Annotated in this window: 9 protein-coding genes and 11 pseudogenes; 16 read left to right on the top strand and 4 right to left on the bottom strand. The window is 49.6% G+C overall.

All coding sequences use genetic code 11. From position 1 onward, the window contains the following. The first annotated feature begins 30 nt into the window (after nt 1-30). The 4 genes and pseudogenes from JCM17471_RS01620 (at nt 31) to JCM17471_RS01605 (ending at nt 3,795) form a co-directional block, all read left to right on the top strand. Nucleotides 31-851: pseudogene (locus JCM17471_RS01620) on the top strand (MetQ/NlpA family ABC transporter substrate-binding protein). A gap of 396 nt (nt 852-1,247) precedes the next feature. Then, nucleotides 1,248-2,038: pseudogene (locus tag JCM17471_RS01615) on the top strand (MetQ/NlpA family ABC transporter substrate-binding protein). Between the two features lie 12 nt (nt 2,039-2,050). Next, on the top strand, nt 2,051-3,109 hold the full coding sequence (locus JCM17471_RS01610; protein WP_054776556.1) for a methionine ABC transporter ATP-binding protein: 1,059 nt from the start codon (nt 2,051-2,053) through the stop codon (nt 3,107-3,109). Next, on the top strand, nt 3,109-3,795 hold the full coding sequence (locus tag JCM17471_RS01605; protein WP_054776555.1) for a methionine ABC transporter permease: 687 nt from the start codon (nt 3,109-3,111) through the stop codon (nt 3,793-3,795). Before JCM17471_RS01610 ends, JCM17471_RS01605 begins: the two co-directional genes overlap by 1 nt. 186 nt (nt 3,796-3,981) lie before the next feature. Here the strand turns inward: JCM17471_RS01605 and JCM17471_RS14830 are convergent. Continuing rightward, nucleotides 3,982-4,679, bottom strand: a pseudogene (locus JCM17471_RS14830) (gamma-glutamyl-gamma-aminobutyrate hydrolase family protein). Nucleotides 4,680-4,749: 70 nt separating this feature from the next. Here JCM17471_RS14830 and sufC point away from each other — a divergent pair. The 10 genes and pseudogenes from sufC (at nt 4,750) to JCM17471_RS01550 (ending at nt 13,640) form a co-directional block, all read left to right on the top strand. After that, nucleotides 4,750-5,606: pseudogene (sufC, locus tag JCM17471_RS01595) on the top strand (Fe-S cluster assembly ATPase SufC). Next, on the top strand, nt 5,509-6,468 hold the full coding sequence (locus JCM17471_RS01590; RefSeq protein ID WP_056992309.1) for a SufD family Fe-S cluster assembly protein: 960 nt from the start codon (nt 5,509-5,511) through the stop codon (nt 6,466-6,468). The pseudogene sufC and the gene JCM17471_RS01590 overlap by 98 nt, the downstream one beginning before the upstream one ends. Nucleotides 6,469-6,501: 33 nt before the next feature. After that, a pseudogene (locus tag JCM17471_RS16340) lies at nt 6,502-7,651 on the top strand (aminotransferase class V-fold PLP-dependent enzyme). Then, nucleotides 7,638-8,098: pseudogene (gene sufU / locus JCM17471_RS01580) on the top strand (Fe-S cluster assembly sulfur transfer protein SufU). Before JCM17471_RS16340 ends, sufU begins: the two co-directional pseudogenes overlap by 14 nt. Then, nucleotides 8,076-9,511, top strand: a pseudogene (gene sufB, locus JCM17471_RS01575) (Fe-S cluster assembly protein SufB). The pseudogenes sufU and sufB overlap by 23 nt, the downstream one beginning before the upstream one ends. A 226-nt stretch (nt 9,512-9,737) precedes the next feature. Further along, a pseudogene (locus JCM17471_RS01570) lies at nt 9,738-10,116 on the top strand (DUF1694 domain-containing protein). 11 nt (nt 10,117-10,127) lie between these two features. Beyond that, nucleotides 10,128-11,099, top strand: a complete 972-nt coding sequence (locus JCM17471_RS01565) for a DUF2785 domain-containing protein (RefSeq protein ID WP_054776553.1) — start codon at nt 10,128-10,130, stop codon at nt 11,097-11,099. 18 nt (nt 11,100-11,117) lie between these two features. Beyond that, complete coding sequence (locus JCM17471_RS01560; protein ID WP_225354071.1) at nt 11,118-11,732, top strand: HAD family hydrolase; 615 nt, start codon at nt 11,118-11,120, stop codon at nt 11,730-11,732. A gap of 40 nt (nt 11,733-11,772) precedes the next feature. Further along, nucleotides 11,773-12,489: a putative ABC transporter permease gene (locus tag JCM17471_RS01555; RefSeq protein WP_054776552.1), complete on the top strand. Its 717-nt coding sequence runs from the start codon at nt 11,773-11,775 to the stop codon at nt 12,487-12,489. A 264-nt stretch (nt 12,490-12,753) separates the two neighbouring features. After that, nucleotides 12,754-13,640: pseudogene (locus JCM17471_RS01550) on the top strand (helix-turn-helix transcriptional regulator). Nucleotides 13,641-13,713: 73 nt separating this feature from the next. Here JCM17471_RS01550 and JCM17471_RS01545 read toward each other — a convergent pair. From JCM17471_RS01545 to JCM17471_RS01535, 3 genes and pseudogenes are all read right to left on the bottom strand, one after another. Beyond that, nucleotides 13,714-14,234: pseudogene (locus JCM17471_RS01545) on the bottom strand (universal stress protein). 63 nt (nt 14,235-14,297) lie between these two features. Next, nucleotides 14,298-14,570, bottom strand: coding sequence for a hypothetical protein (locus JCM17471_RS01540; protein WP_054776551.1), 273 nt, complete (start codon nt 14,568-14,570; stop codon nt 14,298-14,300). 317 nt (nt 14,571-14,887) lie between these two features. Further along, nucleotides 14,888-16,179 (bottom strand): annotated as a pseudogene (locus tag JCM17471_RS01535) (replication-associated recombination protein A). 79 nt (nt 16,180-16,258) lie between these two features. Between JCM17471_RS01535 and JCM17471_RS01530 the strand changes: the two are divergent. Continuing rightward, on the top strand, nt 16,259-16,990 hold the full coding sequence (locus tag JCM17471_RS01530) for a hypothetical protein (protein WP_054776550.1): 732 nt from the start codon (nt 16,259-16,261) through the stop codon (nt 16,988-16,990). Further along, a complete protein-coding gene (gene gshAB, locus JCM17471_RS01525) occupies nt 16,894-18,504 on the top strand; it encodes a bifunctional glutamate--cysteine ligase GshA/glutathione synthetase GshB (protein WP_263849360.1) in 1,611 nt (536 codons plus the stop codon). Before JCM17471_RS01530 ends, gshAB begins: the two co-directional genes overlap by 97 nt. Nucleotides 18,505-18,607: the final 103 nt, after the last annotated feature.

Raw genomic sequence — 18,607 nt, 5'->3', positions numbered from 1 at the left:
TTTTGTTTCCAAAATTTGGAGGGTATGATGATGAAAAAATGGTTTTTAGCAACACTGGCATTAGTTATATTGGGCGTCGGCTTGGCTGGTTGCGGGCAGAGTGCCGCGTCAAAAAACGACGGCCAATAAGGTCGTCAAGCTCGGCGTCGTTGGGGCTGACAATCGTGTTTGGGAAGCCGTTGGCAAGACGCTCAAAAAAGAAGGCATCACGTTAAAAATTGTACAGTTCAGCGATTACAATCAACCCAACACGGCACTGGTTGATCACGATATTGATCTCAATGCGTTCCAACACCAATTCTTTTGGATAACTGGAACAAGACGCACCACGCGGATGTTGTCAGCATTGGCCGCACATTGATTGCACCACTGGCCGTGTATTCCAAGAAGGTCAGCTCCCTGAAGGACATCAAAAAGGGGATAGCATCGCCTTACCCAACGACCCAACAAACGAGGGCCGCGCATTACAGTTGCTGGAAACAGCCGGATTGATTAAGGTGGCGGATAAGGCGTTACCGACAACGCGGGACGTGACCGCTAATCCACTGAAACTGAAGCTCAAGGCATTAGATGCTGCGCAAACCGCAAGCAGTTTGGCCGATGTGGATGCCAGCGTGATTAATTCTGGGGTGGCACAAGATGCCAAGCTCAATCCAAAGAAAGCCATCTACACAGAAAAGGTCACTAAGAAGAGTAAACCTTGGATCAATATCATTGCCGCAAACAAGAAAGATAAAAATAATGCCACTTACCGTAAAGTGGTGAAAGCTTATCAGACAAAAGCCACAGCAGACCTGATTGCCAAGCTTTATAACGACGGTGAAGTACCCGCTTGGAACCAGAAATTTTAGCAGATAGCTTGACACCTGTTTGAAAACTGGGTATTATCAAAACAATTCAAATTCGACAAACGAACGATGTGAGAGAGTAGTTCAACTCAGACTGTACAGAAAACCCACGCCTGCTGAGAGTGGGGTAGCGCGGTTGAACGAAGATGGCTCACGGATCGGTGCACCGAACCTTTGGGTAAGGCTGCAATGGTTGGCAACCATTATCTTGCACGCGGGTTGATTGGACCCGTTAGTGAGGATACAGCAGTAATGCTGCATCGAAGTAGAATGGTATCGTGGGGAAACTCGCTTCTAGCTGATTAGTTAGAGGCGAGTTTTTTTGTTGGCGAATTTTGGGAAAAATGAGGAGGAAGTCAATATGAAGTGGTTTAAACGTTTGGCGGTCGTTACCGCAGCATTAGCAAGTGTCTTGTGTTAGCAGCCTGTGGGAGCGGCAGCAGTAGTTCCGCATCCAAGACAGTTAAGGTCGGCATCATGTCCACAGATAAAGAAATCTGGACCGATGTGCAATCCCGCTTGAAAAAAGAAGGCGTCGATATCAAATTGGTTGAATTCACGGATTACAACCAGCCTAACCAAGCGTTAGAAGATGGCGATGTGCAACTCAATGCGTTCCAACACCAGAATTTCTTGGATAACTGGAACAAGAAGCACAATACCAAGATTGTAGCAATTGGCAATACCTACATCGGACCTATCCGTGCTTATTCAAACAAGATTAAGTCACTGAAGGACTTGAAGAAGGGCGACAAGGTCTCTGTTCCCAATGATCCATCAAACGAGGTCGTTCATTACAACTCTTAGCTGAAAACAACATCATTAAGCTGAATAAGGCAGCCAGCCCAACAATTCGGGATATCACCGAAAACAAGCTGGACTTGAAGATTACGGAACTCGATGCTGGCCAAACGGCACGGAGCTTGGATGATGTGGCAGCTGCCATCGTCAACAACGACATTGCGGCTTCCGCTAACCTGAAGCCACAAGATGCCATTGCGGTTGAAAAGATTAACGCGAAATCTAAGCCTTGGGTCAACTTCATTGCTGCCAAGTCTTCAAAGAATAAGGACAACAAGACCTACCAAAAGATTGTGAAGGCTTATCAAACAAACGCAACAGCGAAATTGATCAAGAAAGTCTACAAGGGTTCAACGTTACCTGCTTGGAACTACAATTTTAACAAATAAAGGATGTTGGTTATGGCCACAGATACAGTGATTAAACTCGAACAAGTCGATGTTGAATTTGTCGAAAAAGAACGCGCAGTTCACGCAGTCGATCATGTCGATCTGGAAGTGAACCGCGGCGATATTTATGGGATTGTGGGTTACTCCGGTGCCGGCAAATCAACCCTGGTGCGCCTGATCAATCTCTTGCAGCGGCCCACGAGCGGCAAGGTCACGGTCTTAGATCAAGACTTGTTGCAACTGGTTCCAGCCAAGTTGCGTCAAGAACGGCGCCGCGTTGGGATGATTTTTCAGCACTTCAACCTGATGGCAAGTCGCACGATTGCAGAAAACGTCGCCTTTCCACTCAAGGGGACAGGGCGCTCGAAGAAGGTTATCAATGCCAAGGTTGCTGAACTTCTCGACCTGGTGGGGCTGGCTGATCGGGCGAATGCTTATCCCGCCCAATTATCGGGTGGTCAAAAGCAGCGTGTCGGGATTGCTCGGGCGCTCGCCAGTGATCCTGAGATTCTGATTTCGGATGAAGCGACCAGCGCGCTTGACCCCAAAACTACCGCATCGATTCTGGATCTATTGAAGTCACTGAATGAGAAGCTCGGGCTCACTATCGTGCTGATCACGCATGAAATGGAAGCCGTAAAGCAAATCTGTACCAAGGTGGCCGTGATGGATGCCGGTCAGATTATTGAACGCGGTAGTCTGCTTGAAATCTTTGCGAAGCCGCAACAGCAGCTGACGAAGGATTTCATCGATACCACCATGCAGTTGGATGAGGCCCTCACATCCGTGTTGGCACAACCAACCGTGCGGAATCTGACGGCAAATCAGCGCTTGGTCCGGTTAACTTATCTGGGTGACACCACGGATCAACCACTGATTGCAACACTCTATCAACAGTTTGAAGTGGTTGCCAACATCTTGTTTGGTGACATTCAGATCCTGCAAGATACACCATTTGGTAATTTGATTGTGGTGTTATCCGGTGAGGAGAGTAATCTGACGCGAGCATTTGATTATCTGGATTCCCATAACATTCAAGTGCAACATATTGATCCAAAGGAGGCACGCTGATGTCAGGTTTAGCTAAATTTTTCCCTAATGTCGTGCCAATCTGGTCCGGTGATAACGGGGTGGTTGATTCCATCAACCAAACACTCTACATGACGATTTGGACCGCCGTTGTGGCAGGAATTATCGGTTTGGTCCTCGGCGTGCTGCTGGTTCTGACCGATGAACATGGCTTATGGGCCAATCGGCCGTTCTACTGGATCCTCGATAAGTTGGTCAATATCTTGCGAGCCGTGCCATTCATTATCTTGCTCGCGATTATGACGCCAATGACGCGTACAATTGTGGGTACCGGGATTGGCCCAACAGCTGCCTTGGTGCCCTTGATTGCCGGAACAGCACCATTCTTTGCGCGCCAGGTTCAAAATGCGCTGTTGACGGTGGATGATGGTGTGATTGAAGCCGCTGAATCCATGGGCTTGTCGCCATTGCGGATCATCTTCCGGGTTTATCTGCGGGAAGGCTTGCCTGAACTGATTCGGGTCTCTGTCTTAACCATTATTTCGGTCATTGGTTTGACTGCCATGGCCGGCGCTGTCGGTGGTGGTGGTCTTGGTAACTTGGCCATTGCGGTCGGTTATCAACGTTATCAATACGATGTCATTGTGGTGGCACTGGTCTTCATTTTGGCCATGGTTTTCGTGGTACAATTCATCGGCGACTGGTGGGCTCGCAAGGTGACGCATTAATCGTTGTTAAACAAAATAGACGCTATGTGCAAGGTCATGAACCTTGGCGCACAGCGTCTATTTTTGTTTGCCCGTGATTTTGTCAGGTGGGCTATTTTCTTCTATAATATAGGTCTACAATGAAGCGAACCAGTTAAAAAGCTGTTGCATGTTGGGGTCGTGGCTCGCCATCATTTCGGGGTGCCATTACACGGCATAGATATTGCGCTCGGCATCGGCAAACGCCTCGATCACCTGATCGTTAGCGGTGGCGACGATGTCTAATCCAGGAGCTAATGTGTGCACCACTTGATGGTGGAGTGAGTTGACTCGGTAGCGTTCACCTAAGATGGGACTGAGAAAACTTTCAGTAATGGTGACGTTGTGGGTGCCCAACCATTCGGCGGTGGGTGCTTGCAAGTGTTTGATGGTCGTTGGCACCAGTGCGAGATCCTGGTCGAGCGTTCCACCCAAACCGACATTGATCAGTTGCAGACCGCGGCATATTCCCAGAACCGGTTTTGGGCCTCGATGGCGGCCTGCATGAGGGCAATCTCCCATTGATCGCGTGGCAGATAAGTTTGGCCCAGTGCTTGATGGGGTTCTTGATGATACAGTTCAGGACTGATGTCTTGGCCACCGGCGAGAATCAAGGCATCGACTTTCTCGATTGCTTGCGCTGCACGTTCTGGGGCTTGAATCGGCAACAAAAGCGGCATGCTATCACTAGTGATGAGGGCATCGAGATAATTTTGGAAGAGGTAACTCACCGGTTGCTCGTGGAAGACGCCAGCGCCGGGCAGTAGACTATTTGCGGCTAAGCCAATTGTTTTAACAGACAACAAATCATCTCCATTCAGGTAGTTAGTGAAATTGTAGCGCTTTATTTGTTTACCGCCAAGCATTGTTCAATGTGTTATCCTGCCGTACAATGATAAGGGATGTTATTAAAATCACAAATTATGGAGAAAAGTAATGAAAACATTAGAAATTAAAGATTTACACGTCAAAATCAAGGCGTTACCTGATCACCCAGAAATTCTAACTGGGGTTAACTTAACGCTCAAGACGGGCGAAATTCACGCCATCATGGGCCCTAACGGTACAGGGAAGTCCACGTTATCCGAAACAATCATGGGTAATCCCGCTTATGAGGTCACACAGGGTGATGTGCTCATCGATGGACAAAGTATCTTGGATTTACCTGTCGATGCCCGTGCGCGCGCCGGATTATTTTGGGGATGCAATATCCTTCAGAAATTGCCGGGGTGACCAATGCCGAATTCATTCGTGCTGCCATCAATGCGCGGCGTGATGACGATGATCCAATCAGTGTCATGCAGTTCTTACAACAACTGGATCAGACGATGGAGACCCTTGAGATGCCCGCTGACATGGCCGATCGCTATCTCAACCAAGGTTTCTCTGGTGGGGAAAAGAAGCGGAATGAAATTCTGCAACTGATGATGATTCAACCCGCTTTTGCCTTACTGGATGAAATTGATTCCGGGCTCGATATCGATGCGTTGCGTGTCGTGGCTAAGGGTGTCAACATGATGCGTGGCCCAGAATTTGGGAGCTTAATCATCACGCACTATCAACGTTTGCTGGATTATATTGTTCCTGATGTGGTGCACGTCATGAAGGGTGGCCGCATCATCGAAACAGGTGGCCCAGAACTGGCCTTATCACTTGAAAAACCGGCTACAGTCACCTGGAAGCGGAGGAATAGCCATGTTACCACAAATGCCAAAAATTCCATTGGCGCGCTACCTCAAACAGACCGTGAGTCAGGTGAGCCCAGTGACGCTCGATGGGGCAACGGCTACTGAGCGCCCATACACGCCAACGGATGAATTAGAAACGTGGTTAGTGCGCGATCAAGCTGTGATGACAATAGATGTCACAACTGATGAAACGGTAACCATTACCAGTGACCACAGTGCAAATTTGGTCATCAATGTGGCGCCGCATGTGACCACCACCATCATCGAACGCTGGCGCAGCACCGATGACGTGACCGGTGTCTTCGTGCACGTCAACATCGGTACGGGCGCTCACGTCACGTACATCAATGATGATGCGATTGCGGCCCAGACATTGGTCTTGAAGCGAGAGGCCGTTGTTGAAGCGGATGCGCAGTTAGTGTGGACCATTGCAGGCTTTAATGTGGCCACGGGTGCCGCATTGCTATTGACCCGTCTTGCCGGTGACGGTGCGACCGCTACTGTCAATGTGGGAGTCTTAGCCACCGCCAAAATGCACCTGGGTTACACGACCCGAATTGAGAATCAAGCACGCCACACGACCGGTCATATCAACCAGCGTGGGGTCATCATCGATCAAGCCCATCTGGTTTTCAATGGGATCGGACACATCCAAAAGGGTGCGCGCGGTAGCGACAATCAACAGGAGAATCGGGTCCTCATGTTATCCGATGATGCGCGCGGTGATGCCAATCCACTGCTGTTGATTGACGAAAATGATGTCACGGCCGGCCACGCGGCTTCAGTGGCTCGGGTTGATCAGGGTCAAATGTATTACCTGATGAGCCGTGGCTTGGATGAAGTGACCGCCAGTCGGCTCGTGATTCGCGGTTTCCTCGAATCTGGGTTTGAGGCGATTAAGGATCCTGAATTGAAGCAAGCACTGTTTGATCGTATCGATCGGGGGCTGGCGCATGAAATGGCGTGATGACTTTCCATTTTTGCGGCGCACCCGGATCTCGTGTATCTGGACTCGGCGGCAACGGCTCAAAAGCCACAGATTGTCCTCGATGCGCTCACAGACTATTACATCAATCAAAATGCCAATGTGCATCGCGGTTTGTATCAGCTCGCGTTTCAGGCAACTGAAGACTATGAGAAGATTCGGCAACAGGTCGGCGAATTTGTCGGTGTGAATGCGGATAATATCGTCTTTACGCGTGGCACAACGGAAGCGCTGAATCTTGTGGCCAGTAGTTTTGGCCCCCTTGTGGTGCACCCAGATAGTGAGATTCTGGTCACCGCAGCGGAACACCACAGCAATTTATTCCTTGGCAACAGTTGGCGAAACGCACGGGGGCTAAGTTTGTCGTCGTGCCACCCGATGATCAAGGAATTGTGACAACAGACGCGATTATTGATCACGTCACGGCTAAAACCGCGATTGTGGCCGTGGCCCAAGTCACCAATGTCACGGGGCATGTTGTCGATGTAGCCCGCATTGGGCAAGCGGTGCACGCTAAGGGTGGTTATCTGGTGGTCGATGGCGCCCAAGCAGTCGCTCACATGCCGGTAGATATGCGCCAATTAGGGGCGGATTTCTATGCTTTTCCGGCCATAAGATTTATGGGCCAACGGGAATCGGGGCATTGGTTGGTAAGAAGCAGTTGCTGCAACAGATGCCACCGATTGCGTTTGGTGGAGAAATGATTGACATGGTGACAGAAGCTGAGAGCACATGGGCACCCAGTCCACTCAAGTTTGAAGCGGGCACACCGAATATTGCGGGGGTCTTCGGACTCAGCGCGGCGATCACGTATTTGACCCAGAGTGACGCTGAGGCGCGAGAACAGCACGAACGGGCCTTATTGGATCAATTGCGGACAGGATTGCAGGCCATTCCCGGGATGACCGTGTATGGCGATTCAGAGGGTGTTTCAGTGGTGAGCTTTAATCTCGCCGGCGTGCATCCACATGACCTGGCCACCTACCTCGATGAACAATCAATCGCGGTGCGTGCTGGCCATCACTGCGCGCAACCACTGATGACGCAGCTGAACATTCCAGCAACCGTGCGCGCCAGTGTTGGCCTCTATAGTAATGAGGATGATGTTGAACGATTATTAAGTGCGGTGCGTGCTGCAGGGAGGTATTTCAATGAGTCTGAGTAAGTTAGACCAACTCTATCGCCAGGTCATTTTGGATGCCGCCAGTCACCCTAAGCACCATGGTGAGTTAGCGGATGCCACCCAATCAGTGACGCTCAAGAACCCCAGTTGCGGCGACTTGTTGACGCTCGATCTGGATGTGCGAGATGGTGTGATTCAAGACATTGCGTTTAGTGGTTCGGGCTGCACGATTTCACAAGCCAGTGCTAGTCTCATGACGACGCAAGTGTTGCATCAACCCGTCGACAAGGCCTTGGCGGATGTGCAGATTTTTTCGGATCTGATTATCGATGGTGATCATCCACAAAAGACCAATTAGGTGATGCGGCGATTCTGGTGGGTGTGCATCAGTTCCCAGCGCGAATCAAGTGTGCGACACTGGCTTGGAAGGCACTCTACCAAGCGTTGACCAAAGGAGAAAATAACGATGACAGAGACCAAGAATACTAAAAATAACGAAACTGTGGCGGCGACCGTTGATTTCTTAGATGAAACGCGACCGGGCGATTTCAAGGATGATATCGCGCCCGTTTATTCAACCGGGCGTGGCCTCACTGAAGAAACCGTGCGCGAGATTTCAAAGGAAAAGGGCGAACCCGATTGGATGCTCGACTATCGTCTGAAGGGGTTTGAAACCTATCAGCGGTTAGCGATGCCCGATTTTGGACCCGATTTATCCGGGCTCGATCTGGACACCATGCTGTATTACCAAAAAGCGACGGATAAGACCTATCGCGATTGGGATGACGTGCCTGAAGAGATCAAGAACACGTTTGAACGGTTGGGTGTGCCACAAGCGGAACGCAAGTATCTGGCAGGAGCCAGTGCGCAGTACGAATCAGAAGTGGTGTACCACAACATGCGCGATGAGTTTGAGAAGCTTGGGATTATTTTACGGACATGGATACCGCGTTACGCGAATATCCTGATTTGGTCAAGGACTACTTCGGCCAGTTGGTAAAGCCAAGCGACAACAAGTTCGCTGCGTTGAATGCGGCGGTTTGGTCCGGCGGTAGCTTTATCTATGTGCCAAAGGACGTGCAGACCGAGGTACCCATTCAGGCGTACTTCCGGATCAATGCCGAAAACACTGGCCAGTTCGAGCGGACGTTAATCATTGTTGAACCTGGCGCTAAGATCAATTATGTTGAAGGCTGTACAGCACCGAGCTATTCCAGCGACAGCCTGCATGCGGCTGTGGTTGAAGTGTTCGTCAAAGAGAACGCTTATTGCCGCTACACGACGATTCAAAACTGGTCCAAGAATGTCTACAGTTTGGAAACCAAGCGTGCGCAAGCCCTGGACAATGCGACCATGGAATGGGTCGATGGTAATCTGGGTAGTAAGACAACGATGAAGTATCCCAGTGTCTACTTGGATGGCCCCGGCGCGCACGGCACCATGTTATCCATTGCGGTGGCCAGTGCCGGTGTCGACCAAGATAACGGGGCGCGGATGATTCATAATGCGCCAAACACCAGTAGCTCGATTGTCTCGAAATCCATCGCAAAAGATGGTGGCGCGGTGGACTATCGGGGAACCGTGCGTTTCAGTAAGAACGCCACGAACGCTTTTGCTCACGTTGAATGCGATACGATTTTGATGGATGAGGAGAGTACTTCAGACACGATTCCGTACAACGAAATTCACAATGCGCATGTCGCGATGGAACACGAAGCCAAGGTGTCTAAGGTGTCAGAAGAGCAACTCTATTACCTGATGAGTCGTGGGATCTCGGAAGCCAAGGCGACCGAAATGATCATCATGGGCTTCGTTGAACCATTCACCAAGGAATTACCGATGGAATACGCGGTTGAATTGAACCGATTAATCGGCATGGAAATGGAAGGTAGTGTCGGCTAATACGGTTATACCGCGGTTTATACAGCCTATAAAAGTGCTGAAGCCCGATATTGCCGACTTTTTGCCGACTAAAAACAAACAAATTAAAAAGCAGTGACAGGATGTGATGTCTTGTTGCTGCTTTTTTATTGTGTTCAGTGCACTTTAGGTACATAATTGTAGCGCTATCACGCCATTCACAGGCGTTTCTGCTATACTAAAGATTAACAAGGGGAGGGTAATTCTAATGGCAGAAGATCTCAGTTCGTTTATCCAGAGTCATCTCTATGGGGTGCCCCAACTGCGGCCCGATGAAAAGCGTGCTTTTTGGGTAACTTTCGTGAACGGGTTGCCATGGCCGTGACGATTCGGCAGCTCGCCGACCCCAAAATGACAGACTTACTCGCAAAAATATTGAAACAGTATCCGGGGTATCGCGTCTATCTGAACGGTCGGATGCCCCAAAAGCGTATTATTCAGTACATGCAACAGGCCCAGTCGTTTAACTATCCCTTTACGGTAATGGCGCAAGACGGGATGCGCGTGCAAAAAGCGGTCAGTCCCACCGACTTTGGTTGGGTGCTGGCTCATCCGACTGAAAAATTGCGCGGCCAATCTTAATTTGAGGAGAAATACAATGTCTGAACAACTCAGTAATATTGCGCAGGCCGTTAAAGCTTTGCGTACCCAACTCACAAAGGGTGAAATCTTTGCCGGGCTACCGAACAAAATCGGTGATTTGATGGAATCAATCGATGTGGAACCCAAACAACCTGTCATTGTGACCAGTGACGATCTCGAAGCCCTGAGTCGCATTCGCGAGATTGAAAAGCGGGTGAAGCACAGTCCGCATCCGCAAGTGACCGATGATGAAATCAGCTTCTTGGTCGACCATCTGGCCAGTCTCAGTCCTGCAGTGCGCGATAAAGGGGTCTTCTTCTTGATGAGTGATCTCTTGCAGATGAACGCCTTCACTGATCAACAGTTCCACTGGTTATTTGACCGTTTGCAGGCACCTGATGTCTTGTTTGCACACATTCTGGAACCCGAAAATGACGCGATTTTTCTGCGCAGTTTTGCGCTCATGATTCTGTCCGGGGTGGTCTATGCGGATCAAGCGCGCTACAACGTCCTGACCAATGACGACTTCGACCGCATTGCCCTGACGCTGGCGACCTACATTGTGATGGAACGCGATGGCCGTGGCTATGTCGATGGCAAGGGGTGGGCCCATGCGTATACGCACATGGGGAATCTCTTGGAAGAATTGAGTCAGGTCAACAGTTTGCCACGCGCAACGAAAGTCTTCTTACAGATGGTCACGATTGAAGGCTGGCGACGGATTGAAACTCCACTGATCTATGGGGAAGACCAACGTATCGCGAGCTATCTGTCCGGCTTAACTCAGGTCAATCCGTTTTATGTCGAAGCCTTGCTGGTCAGTCTGAAGAACTGGCAACAATCGCTTCTGCAATTGCGGCCGCGTGAATCAATCCGGTTCTGGAATCGGTGGTACAACCGCGGACGATTGTTACAGGCAATGTTACTTCAGGGCGAAATGCCGGAGCAGATTCAAGAATTCGTTCAACAGGTGATTGACGTTTATTAGGGTGCAGGAGGGTTTGCAGTGATTAAGGCAGTAATTTTTGACATGGATGGCGTTTTGGTGGATTCGGAACCGGAGACACTGAAGCAGCGCTTGGGTTATTTTGAGCAGTTGGGGATTGAGGTGACGCCAGAATTAGGCGCCAAAATGATTGGACTCAATCTGTCGTCATTGTGGCCACAGGTCTTACCCGGCAAAACCGAAGCCACTTACCAACAGCTACAAGATGAGTATGTGACCTATAAGCATGCCCATCCATTCAACTATGCTGCGGTCATGCAGCCGACTGTGCGTGAATTCTTCGATTGGCTCAAAAAACATGGTTACCGCATCGCGATTGCCAGTGCATCCGATCACGAATTTATCGCCATGATGGGGCGCCAAACGGGCCTCGCTGACGATATCGATGTGATCACCAGCGGTACTGATTTTGAACGCAGTAAACCAGATCCCGCTGTCTATTTGGCCACGCTCCAAAAACTTGGCCTCGATGCCGACGAAGCAGTTGCGGTTGAGGATTCTGCGTGGGGATTCAGGCGGCTAAAGCGGCCGGTCTCGTCACTTTTGCGGTTCCCATTCGTGATCCACGCTTTGCGCAGGATCAAGGGGCCGCCGATTATCGTGTGCCCAACCTGATGGCGATTCACACGTATTTGCAGGCGGAAGGTGGGCCACGATGATTCAAGCGGTACAGAATTTCACCTTAATCATTCTCTATTTCTTCGCCTATGCGTTTATCGGGTGGGTATGGGAAACGGCGTATACTTCAACGCGGCAGCATCACTGGGTTAATGCGGGCTTTCTCAATGGGCCGTGGCAACCCTTGTACGGTTTTGCGGTACTCGGTGTGTTATACCTGATTCAACCGTTCACCGACAATCCACTGATGATTTACCTGATTGCCGTTGTGTACATCTCGGCACTCGAATATGTCACCAGCTGGGGCATGGAGAAACTCTTTCACACGCGCTGGTGGGATTATTCCAACGTGCCGCTGAATCTCAATGGCCGCATTGCACTCCCAATCTCTCTTTTCTGGGGTCTAGGCGGTTTATTGTTGTCGCGGTATGTGCAGCCGATGATTGCCGGTTGGGTTGATCATACAGCGGCGACTTATGGGGTATTTGCGGCGATTGTCCTGATTGCGGCTTTCATGTTCGACTTTGGCTTCACGTTGGCCAATATGCCAGCATTTCAAGAGGCGACCAAGAAACTTGATCAAGCAATTGATGCCGCCAAGCAACAAGCTGATAAGGACTGGCAAGCGCATTTGGCGGATCAGCCGCGGCTCAACTATGTCCAACGCCGCTTACTCAATAACTTTCGTTCGATGAAATTACCTGAGCGACACAGCAGTTTAACTGAGTTGCGTAACGCGATTAAACGTAAATAAAAACCGGACCAATGATGCGACAAAAGCATCGCTGGTCCGGTTTTGTTATTATTCATTATCTTTATTGAATATACTTGTGAACTTAGGTACTTAAATAGTGACGGAAAATAATTAAGAAAATAATATTAATCAAGATGTATACATGAATTTTACTATGCGATTTGTATAAGGCACTCTATAATAAATATAGGTAATGGGATGCACCATTATCAAAGTTTGCTACACGGGGGTTGTAGCTTAAGATTATAGAAGGAGTGACTGTTAATGAGTAGGGAAGCAGTTGGATTACGCATTATGGGTGACAAAATGCGTTACTATCGGCGTTTAAAGGGACTTTCGCAAGTCGAACTGGCCCAGGGAATTTGCACTCAGGCCACCATTAGTTTAATTGAAAAACGGAATAAAGTACCCAGCATGAATATTTTGATGCGGTTGATTGATCGCTTGGGCATTGAGTTAACGGATGTCGTGGTTGAGAATCGCAATAGCACGCAAAAACACTGAACCAAATCGATGAATTGATTCGCTTGGGTCAATACGAACAGGCCAATCAACTCATTGAACCGATTTCAGATAAAAAGCTCAATCAAGATGACGATCAAAAGCGGTACTATTACGCACTCGGGATGATTGAATTGTTCCTGCATCAGGCCCCCGATGAAGCGATTTATTACTTTGGTCGCACATTGACACCTTATGTCACGTCAGATCAAGACCTCTTTGGCATCATGGCCACATTGGGGCTGGGATTGGCTTACGCGGAGAAAAAGGAATTTAACCGCGCGAAGGTCTATATCGACCAGTCATTACAGATGCTGACCCGCGTGCCATTAGCGGACACCAAGTATCTGACCGTGGAACTCAGTATTTACTGGAATATCAGTCGCATTTACTTTGAACTGCGTGACTTCAACGCTGTGCGGCAGTTCAGCGAGCAGGGGATTCGCATCGCCGTCCAACACAAAAGCTTGTACTTGTTGGATGAATTATATGCGATTCAAGCGCGCGCACTGCACGCGGCAGGGTCAGCCGATGCCAATGAACGGTATGAAATCGCTTTGGCACTGGCTCGCGTCAACCATGCCTCAAAGTTGGCACAATCCTTGGTATCAGAAATGGGATTTAACGCACCAAATAGTGAGACTGCATAACAAAAATCACCTGTAATTTTTGGCATATTGCCATAAATCTCATTACAGGTGATTTTTTATTTGATTAAAATAGTTATCGCAAATCAACGATTATGTGAACTGAATCACTTTTCTTCCTTAGGCTTTTTGTGGATGCCAAGGCAGGTTGATTGTTCAAATCGGTCCGGACCACTAAGACGTCACAAGGCGCATTGCGGGTCACGTATTCGGTCACAGAACCGATCAAGAGCCGTTCAACCCCATTGAGGCCAGTCGCACCAATCATGATGAGGTCGATTTGATGTTGCTTTGGCATATCACGCGCAATAATGGTCTTTGGTGCGCCGTATTCGATACTGAAGTTCACATCGTCGAGGCCTTCTTTTTGGCGGTTTCGACATACTGATTCATGGTTTGCTTGGCGGTTTCAGTGACCTGCTCAACCATCGCGGAATCAAAGCTGGAGACATTCTGGAATGCCCGAGTATCCACAATATGAATTAAGTAAAGTTCGGCATTATTACGCTTAGCAACAGCGACTGCCTTCTTGAAAGCTAATTCAGACTCGTAGGAGCCGTCGATCGCAACTAAAATATGATTGTATTGTTGTAACATCTTCATCACCTCATCTTTATTGTACAAGATTGGCCGCCAAGTTAAATGAAAACAGTTTCTAAATTAATAAAAGCGGGGGAGAATCAGTCCCAGGCCACCCATGATCAAGGCGCCCAGGCTCAATGCAATCAGGCCGAGCGCTTGGTTAGTCATAATGATGGCGACAACACAGAGGATTGCGACTGCCAAAAGGCCAAGACTGACACTGCTGAGCGCCTGTTGTAAGCCAGCGGGGACTTGCTTAAAGTTCAGGAAGGGGCCGCGACGGTGCGCGTAGAGATACCATGCGACCGCCAGTAATACCAAAGCATATAGGGACAATAAAAGTGTAAACACAACGCAACCTCCAAAATTAAAAAAGGCCGGCACGAGGCCGACCCAAAAGTTTGAATACTTTTTAATGAAAGGCTATGGGCGCCGTTCTCTTCCCGAATCGTTGAAACCCGCGATTACGCAAGTGGGTTCAGACGACAACCGCTTTAGTCGCTAAGTGAAATAGCAGCACGACGATTGCCACTTCCGATCCCAAGGTCTCGATACTGTTCGGTCAACTGATAGGTGGGAAGCGCGTACACCTTAGAACTTTCGTCTATTATAGTAGCATCTTCATTTTGAGAATGCAAGCGCTAGCACACCGCTTACATTTAAAATTTTTATGGCTTGTGCTGACGCATGGCTTGGGCCTTCATCTGCTGTAGTGTTGCCAGCTGTTTGCTCAAGGCCGCCTCATATTTGCCCGTTGTTTTGGGTTCATAATAGTGAACGCGGCGCATATTCTCTGGCAGGTAATCCTGGGCCACCCAATCACCAGGGAAGTCATGCGGAAATTTGTAATCGACACCGTGGCCGAGCTTGGCCGCGCCCTTGTAGTGGGCATCCTTCAGGGCATCAGGAATGGCGCCGCTGCGCCCAGCCTGAACATCCGCGATAGCTGCATCGATGGCCGCGATGGCGCTGTTGCTCTTAGGGGCTAAGCACAGGTCGATGACGGCGTTTGCCAGCGGAATCCGTGCTTCCGGTAAGCCTAAGCGCTCGGCCGCGGTGATGGCGGTCAATGTGCGATTCGCGGTCTGCGGGTTCGCTAAGCCGATGTCTTCATAGGCGATGACAAGTAGGCGCCGCAAAATACTATTGAGGTCGCCAATCGCAATCAAGCGGGCGAGGTAATGCAGGGCCGCGTCGACATCGGAGCCACGAATCGATTTTTGAAACGCTGAAATCAAATCATAATGTGCATCACCATCTGCGTCGCCTTGCAGGTCGGGCTTTTGCAGGGATTCGGCCATCACCTGTTGGGTAATGGTAATCGCACCATCGACGGTTTCGGTGGACAGCACTGCGAGTTCTAGCCCATTCAATGCGCTGCGCAAATCACCATTGGTCGCGTGAATCAGGTATTCTCGCGCTTCATCTGTGAGCGTCACGGGATAATTGCCCAGTCCACGATCCTTATCTTCCAGCGCACGTGTGATGGCACGACTGATATCTTCCGGTGTCAGTGGGAAGACTTCAAAAATCTGTGTCCGACTGCGAATCGCCGGCAAAATATTGAGGTAAGGATTTTCTGTGGTTGCGCCCACCAAGATGATGCGGCCCGATTCTAAGTGTGGCAGTAAGAAATCTTGTTTTGTTTTATCCAGGCGATGAATTTCATCGAGAAGCAGCACGACCGAACCGCTGAACTTGGCTTCTTCAGCGACTACCTGCAAATCTTTTTGGTATCGGTGGCAGCGTTTAGAGTGCGTAAGGCATAGTGAGTGGTCCCAGCAATCGCGCTCGCAATACTGGTCTTACCGGTCCCAGGTGGGCCATAGAGAATCATGGAGGTCAGTCGTTTAGCTGCCACCATGCGGCGAATAATTTGATGCGGTCCGACCAGATGTTGTTGGCCGACAACATCATCGAGTGATTGGGGCCGCATTCGAAATGCGAGAGGTTGTTGCATAAGCGATCCTTTCTACGTGTAGAGGTATGCCGCCATATCCGAATATGCTAAAATAACAGGCAGGAATGGAGGCATTGTCGTGTTAACAATTTGGGAAAAGATTCAAGCGGCACATCTGACGGGGTTGATCCCCCAAACATTAGTGGCCGTCGAGCGCGAGAGTCATCGTATCGATGATCATGGCGTCTTAGCTGTGACCGATCATCCAAAGGCATTGGGTAATCGAGCAACGCATCCTTATTTTCAAACGGATTTCGCTGAGAGTCAACTCGAGATCATCACGAGCCCCAATGTACTGGCCCAAACTGTCGATGAATTACAGGCACTGACGGCAAGTGCATTGCGTGGCTTACCACAAACAGAGGCGCTGTGGCCGCTCACGATGCCGGCAACACTGCCTCATGACGTGCCGATTGCACACCCAACGCCAGAGCGGTTAGCTTATCGGGAACAATTGGTTGCAAAGACCAAGGCAGTTAATCCGCAGCTCATGAGCAGTATTCATCTCAATTTGAGTTTACCAGAACAATTATTCGAGCGCCTCTATGAAGCGGAGGATTTTAAAGGTACACCGCCGAGTTATCTCGATTATCGCAATCAGATTTATTTGCATTTGGCCCAGCAATGGATCAAATATCGCTTTGTGTTGACCTATCTTTTGGTGCTAGTCCTGCGGCAAACGCCGATTTCAACTCGGCACTGCCCAAACAGCCGGTGCGATCCTTGCACAGCAGTCACCAGTTCGGTTACCACAATGATGAGCACGTGCATGTCAGCTACAGCAGTGTCGAGGCCTATGCCAGAGATTTGAAGCAAGCTGTCGAGAGTGGTCAATTAATCAGTCCTGCACAACTGTACGCAGAAGTGCGGTTACGCAGTTCAGTGCCACTTGCACAGGGCATTCATTACCTCGAATTCCGGGACTTGGACCTCAATCCTTTTGTTGCTACCGGGATTGATGCGCAAGAACTGCAGTTTATGCAGGATTTTGCTTGGTTCTTATTGAGCCAACCTCAGATGACCGGGGATATCGATGAACAGTTGGCAACTGCGGCACGGATGAACGACAAAATTGCGATGCAGGCACCGACAACGAGTAGCCAAGAGGTTGCTGACGCGATGGATCAAATGGCCATCTGGTTGAATCAACAGACCATCACTAAGCCGCAATTTGCTGCCTTCACGGCGATGCAAGATCGCGTCTTGCATCCAGAACACACGCCAGCGGCCAAATTAGTGGCCGCCGGGGCGTTTGAAACCGTCGGCCAACAATTGGCGCGAACCAACAAACAGTGGGCCACAGATGAGCCATACCTGTTGCCCGGTTTCACCGACATGGAACAATCGACCCAAATGCTGATTGAAGATGCCATGCGAATTGGGCTCAAGGTTGACGTGCTCGATCGCAGTGACCAATTCATCCGCCTGACCAACGGCGAGCATCAGGAACTCGTTCGTGCCGGTAATGAAACCCGGCTCGATAACTTGGTGGCGAGTCGGCTGGTGGATAACAAGTTTGTCACTAAGCAATTGTTAGGTGAAGCAGGCTTGCCAGTTGCTCGGGCCATGGTCTATCACGACCTTGAATCTGCACAACGGGATTTTGCGACGAGTTTCCGGAATAAGAGTTTGGTCATCAAACCTAATGCCGCCAATGTCGGTGAAGGCGTCAGTCTCTTCATGGTGCCACCAACACCGGAAGAGTTTGAGACCGCCTTTCAATTTGCGCATCGGTACGGCGATGTGCTGGTTGAATTGTTCGTGCGCGGTACCGAGTATCGCTTCTTTGTTGTTGCTAATCATGTGCATGCGATTTTGGAACGCGTTCCAGCCAATGTCGTTGGTGATGGTCAGCACACAGTCGCCGAGCTGGTCGCTAAGAAGAATCAGGACCCGATGCGTGGTGAAGCGCACCGCAAGCCACTGCAACAGTTGCACTTAGACGAGCGCGAACTCGCAGTGCTAGCGGAACAAGGCTTAACTGCGGACAGTGTGGTGCCACGTGGTCATCAGGCCTTCCTGTTGACCAATAGCAATATCTCAACCGGCGGGGATTCTTATGACATGACCGATGAAGTCGATGAGAGTTATAAGAAGCTTGCGATAAAGGTTGCTAAAACAATGGGCCAGACAATCAGCGGTGTTGATATGATTATTCCTAATCTGTACCAGCCATACCAAGCTGACCAAGCAGGGATGGCGACGGTGATTGAGGCCAACTATAACCCGGCCATGTTTATGCACCTGTTCCCATACTCGGGTAAATCACGGCGGGTCACACGGGCTGTGTTGGCTGCATTGTTCCCAGAGATGAAGGATTTATAAGCAAGCAAATAGTCCCACGTTATTTCAATGCTGAACAGTGTTTCAACATTGGCATATCGTGGGACTATTTATTTTGGATTCATATCGTAAGCATCAGAATGCT

It is taken from the genome of Lacticaseibacillus saniviri JCM 17471 = DSM 24301, assembly GCF_001311785.1.
Classification (GTDB): Bacteria; Bacillota; Bacilli; order Lactobacillales; family Lactobacillaceae; genus Lacticaseibacillus; species Lacticaseibacillus saniviri.
This window is presented reverse-complemented; position numbering and strand designations above follow the sequence as displayed.

Coding starts and splice junctions, on each gene's coding strand:
- JCM17471_RS01590 (WP_056992309.1), top strand. CDS start 5,509: ATGTTACCACAAATGCCAAAAATTCCATTGGCGCGCTACCTCAAACAG.
- JCM17471_RS01565 (WP_054776553.1), top strand. CDS start 10,128: ATGTCTGAACAACTCAGTAATATTGCGCAGGCCGTTAAAGCTTTGCGT.
- JCM17471_RS01605 (WP_054776555.1), top strand. CDS start 3,109: ATGTCAGGTTTAGCTAAATTTTTCCCTAATGTCGTGCCAATCTGGTCC.
- JCM17471_RS01610 (WP_054776556.1), top strand. CDS start 2,051: ATGGCCACAGATACAGTGATTAAACTCGAACAAGTCGATGTTGAATTT.
- JCM17471_RS01555 (WP_054776552.1), top strand. CDS start 11,773: ATGATTCAAGCGGTACAGAATTTCACCTTAATCATTCTCTATTTCTTC.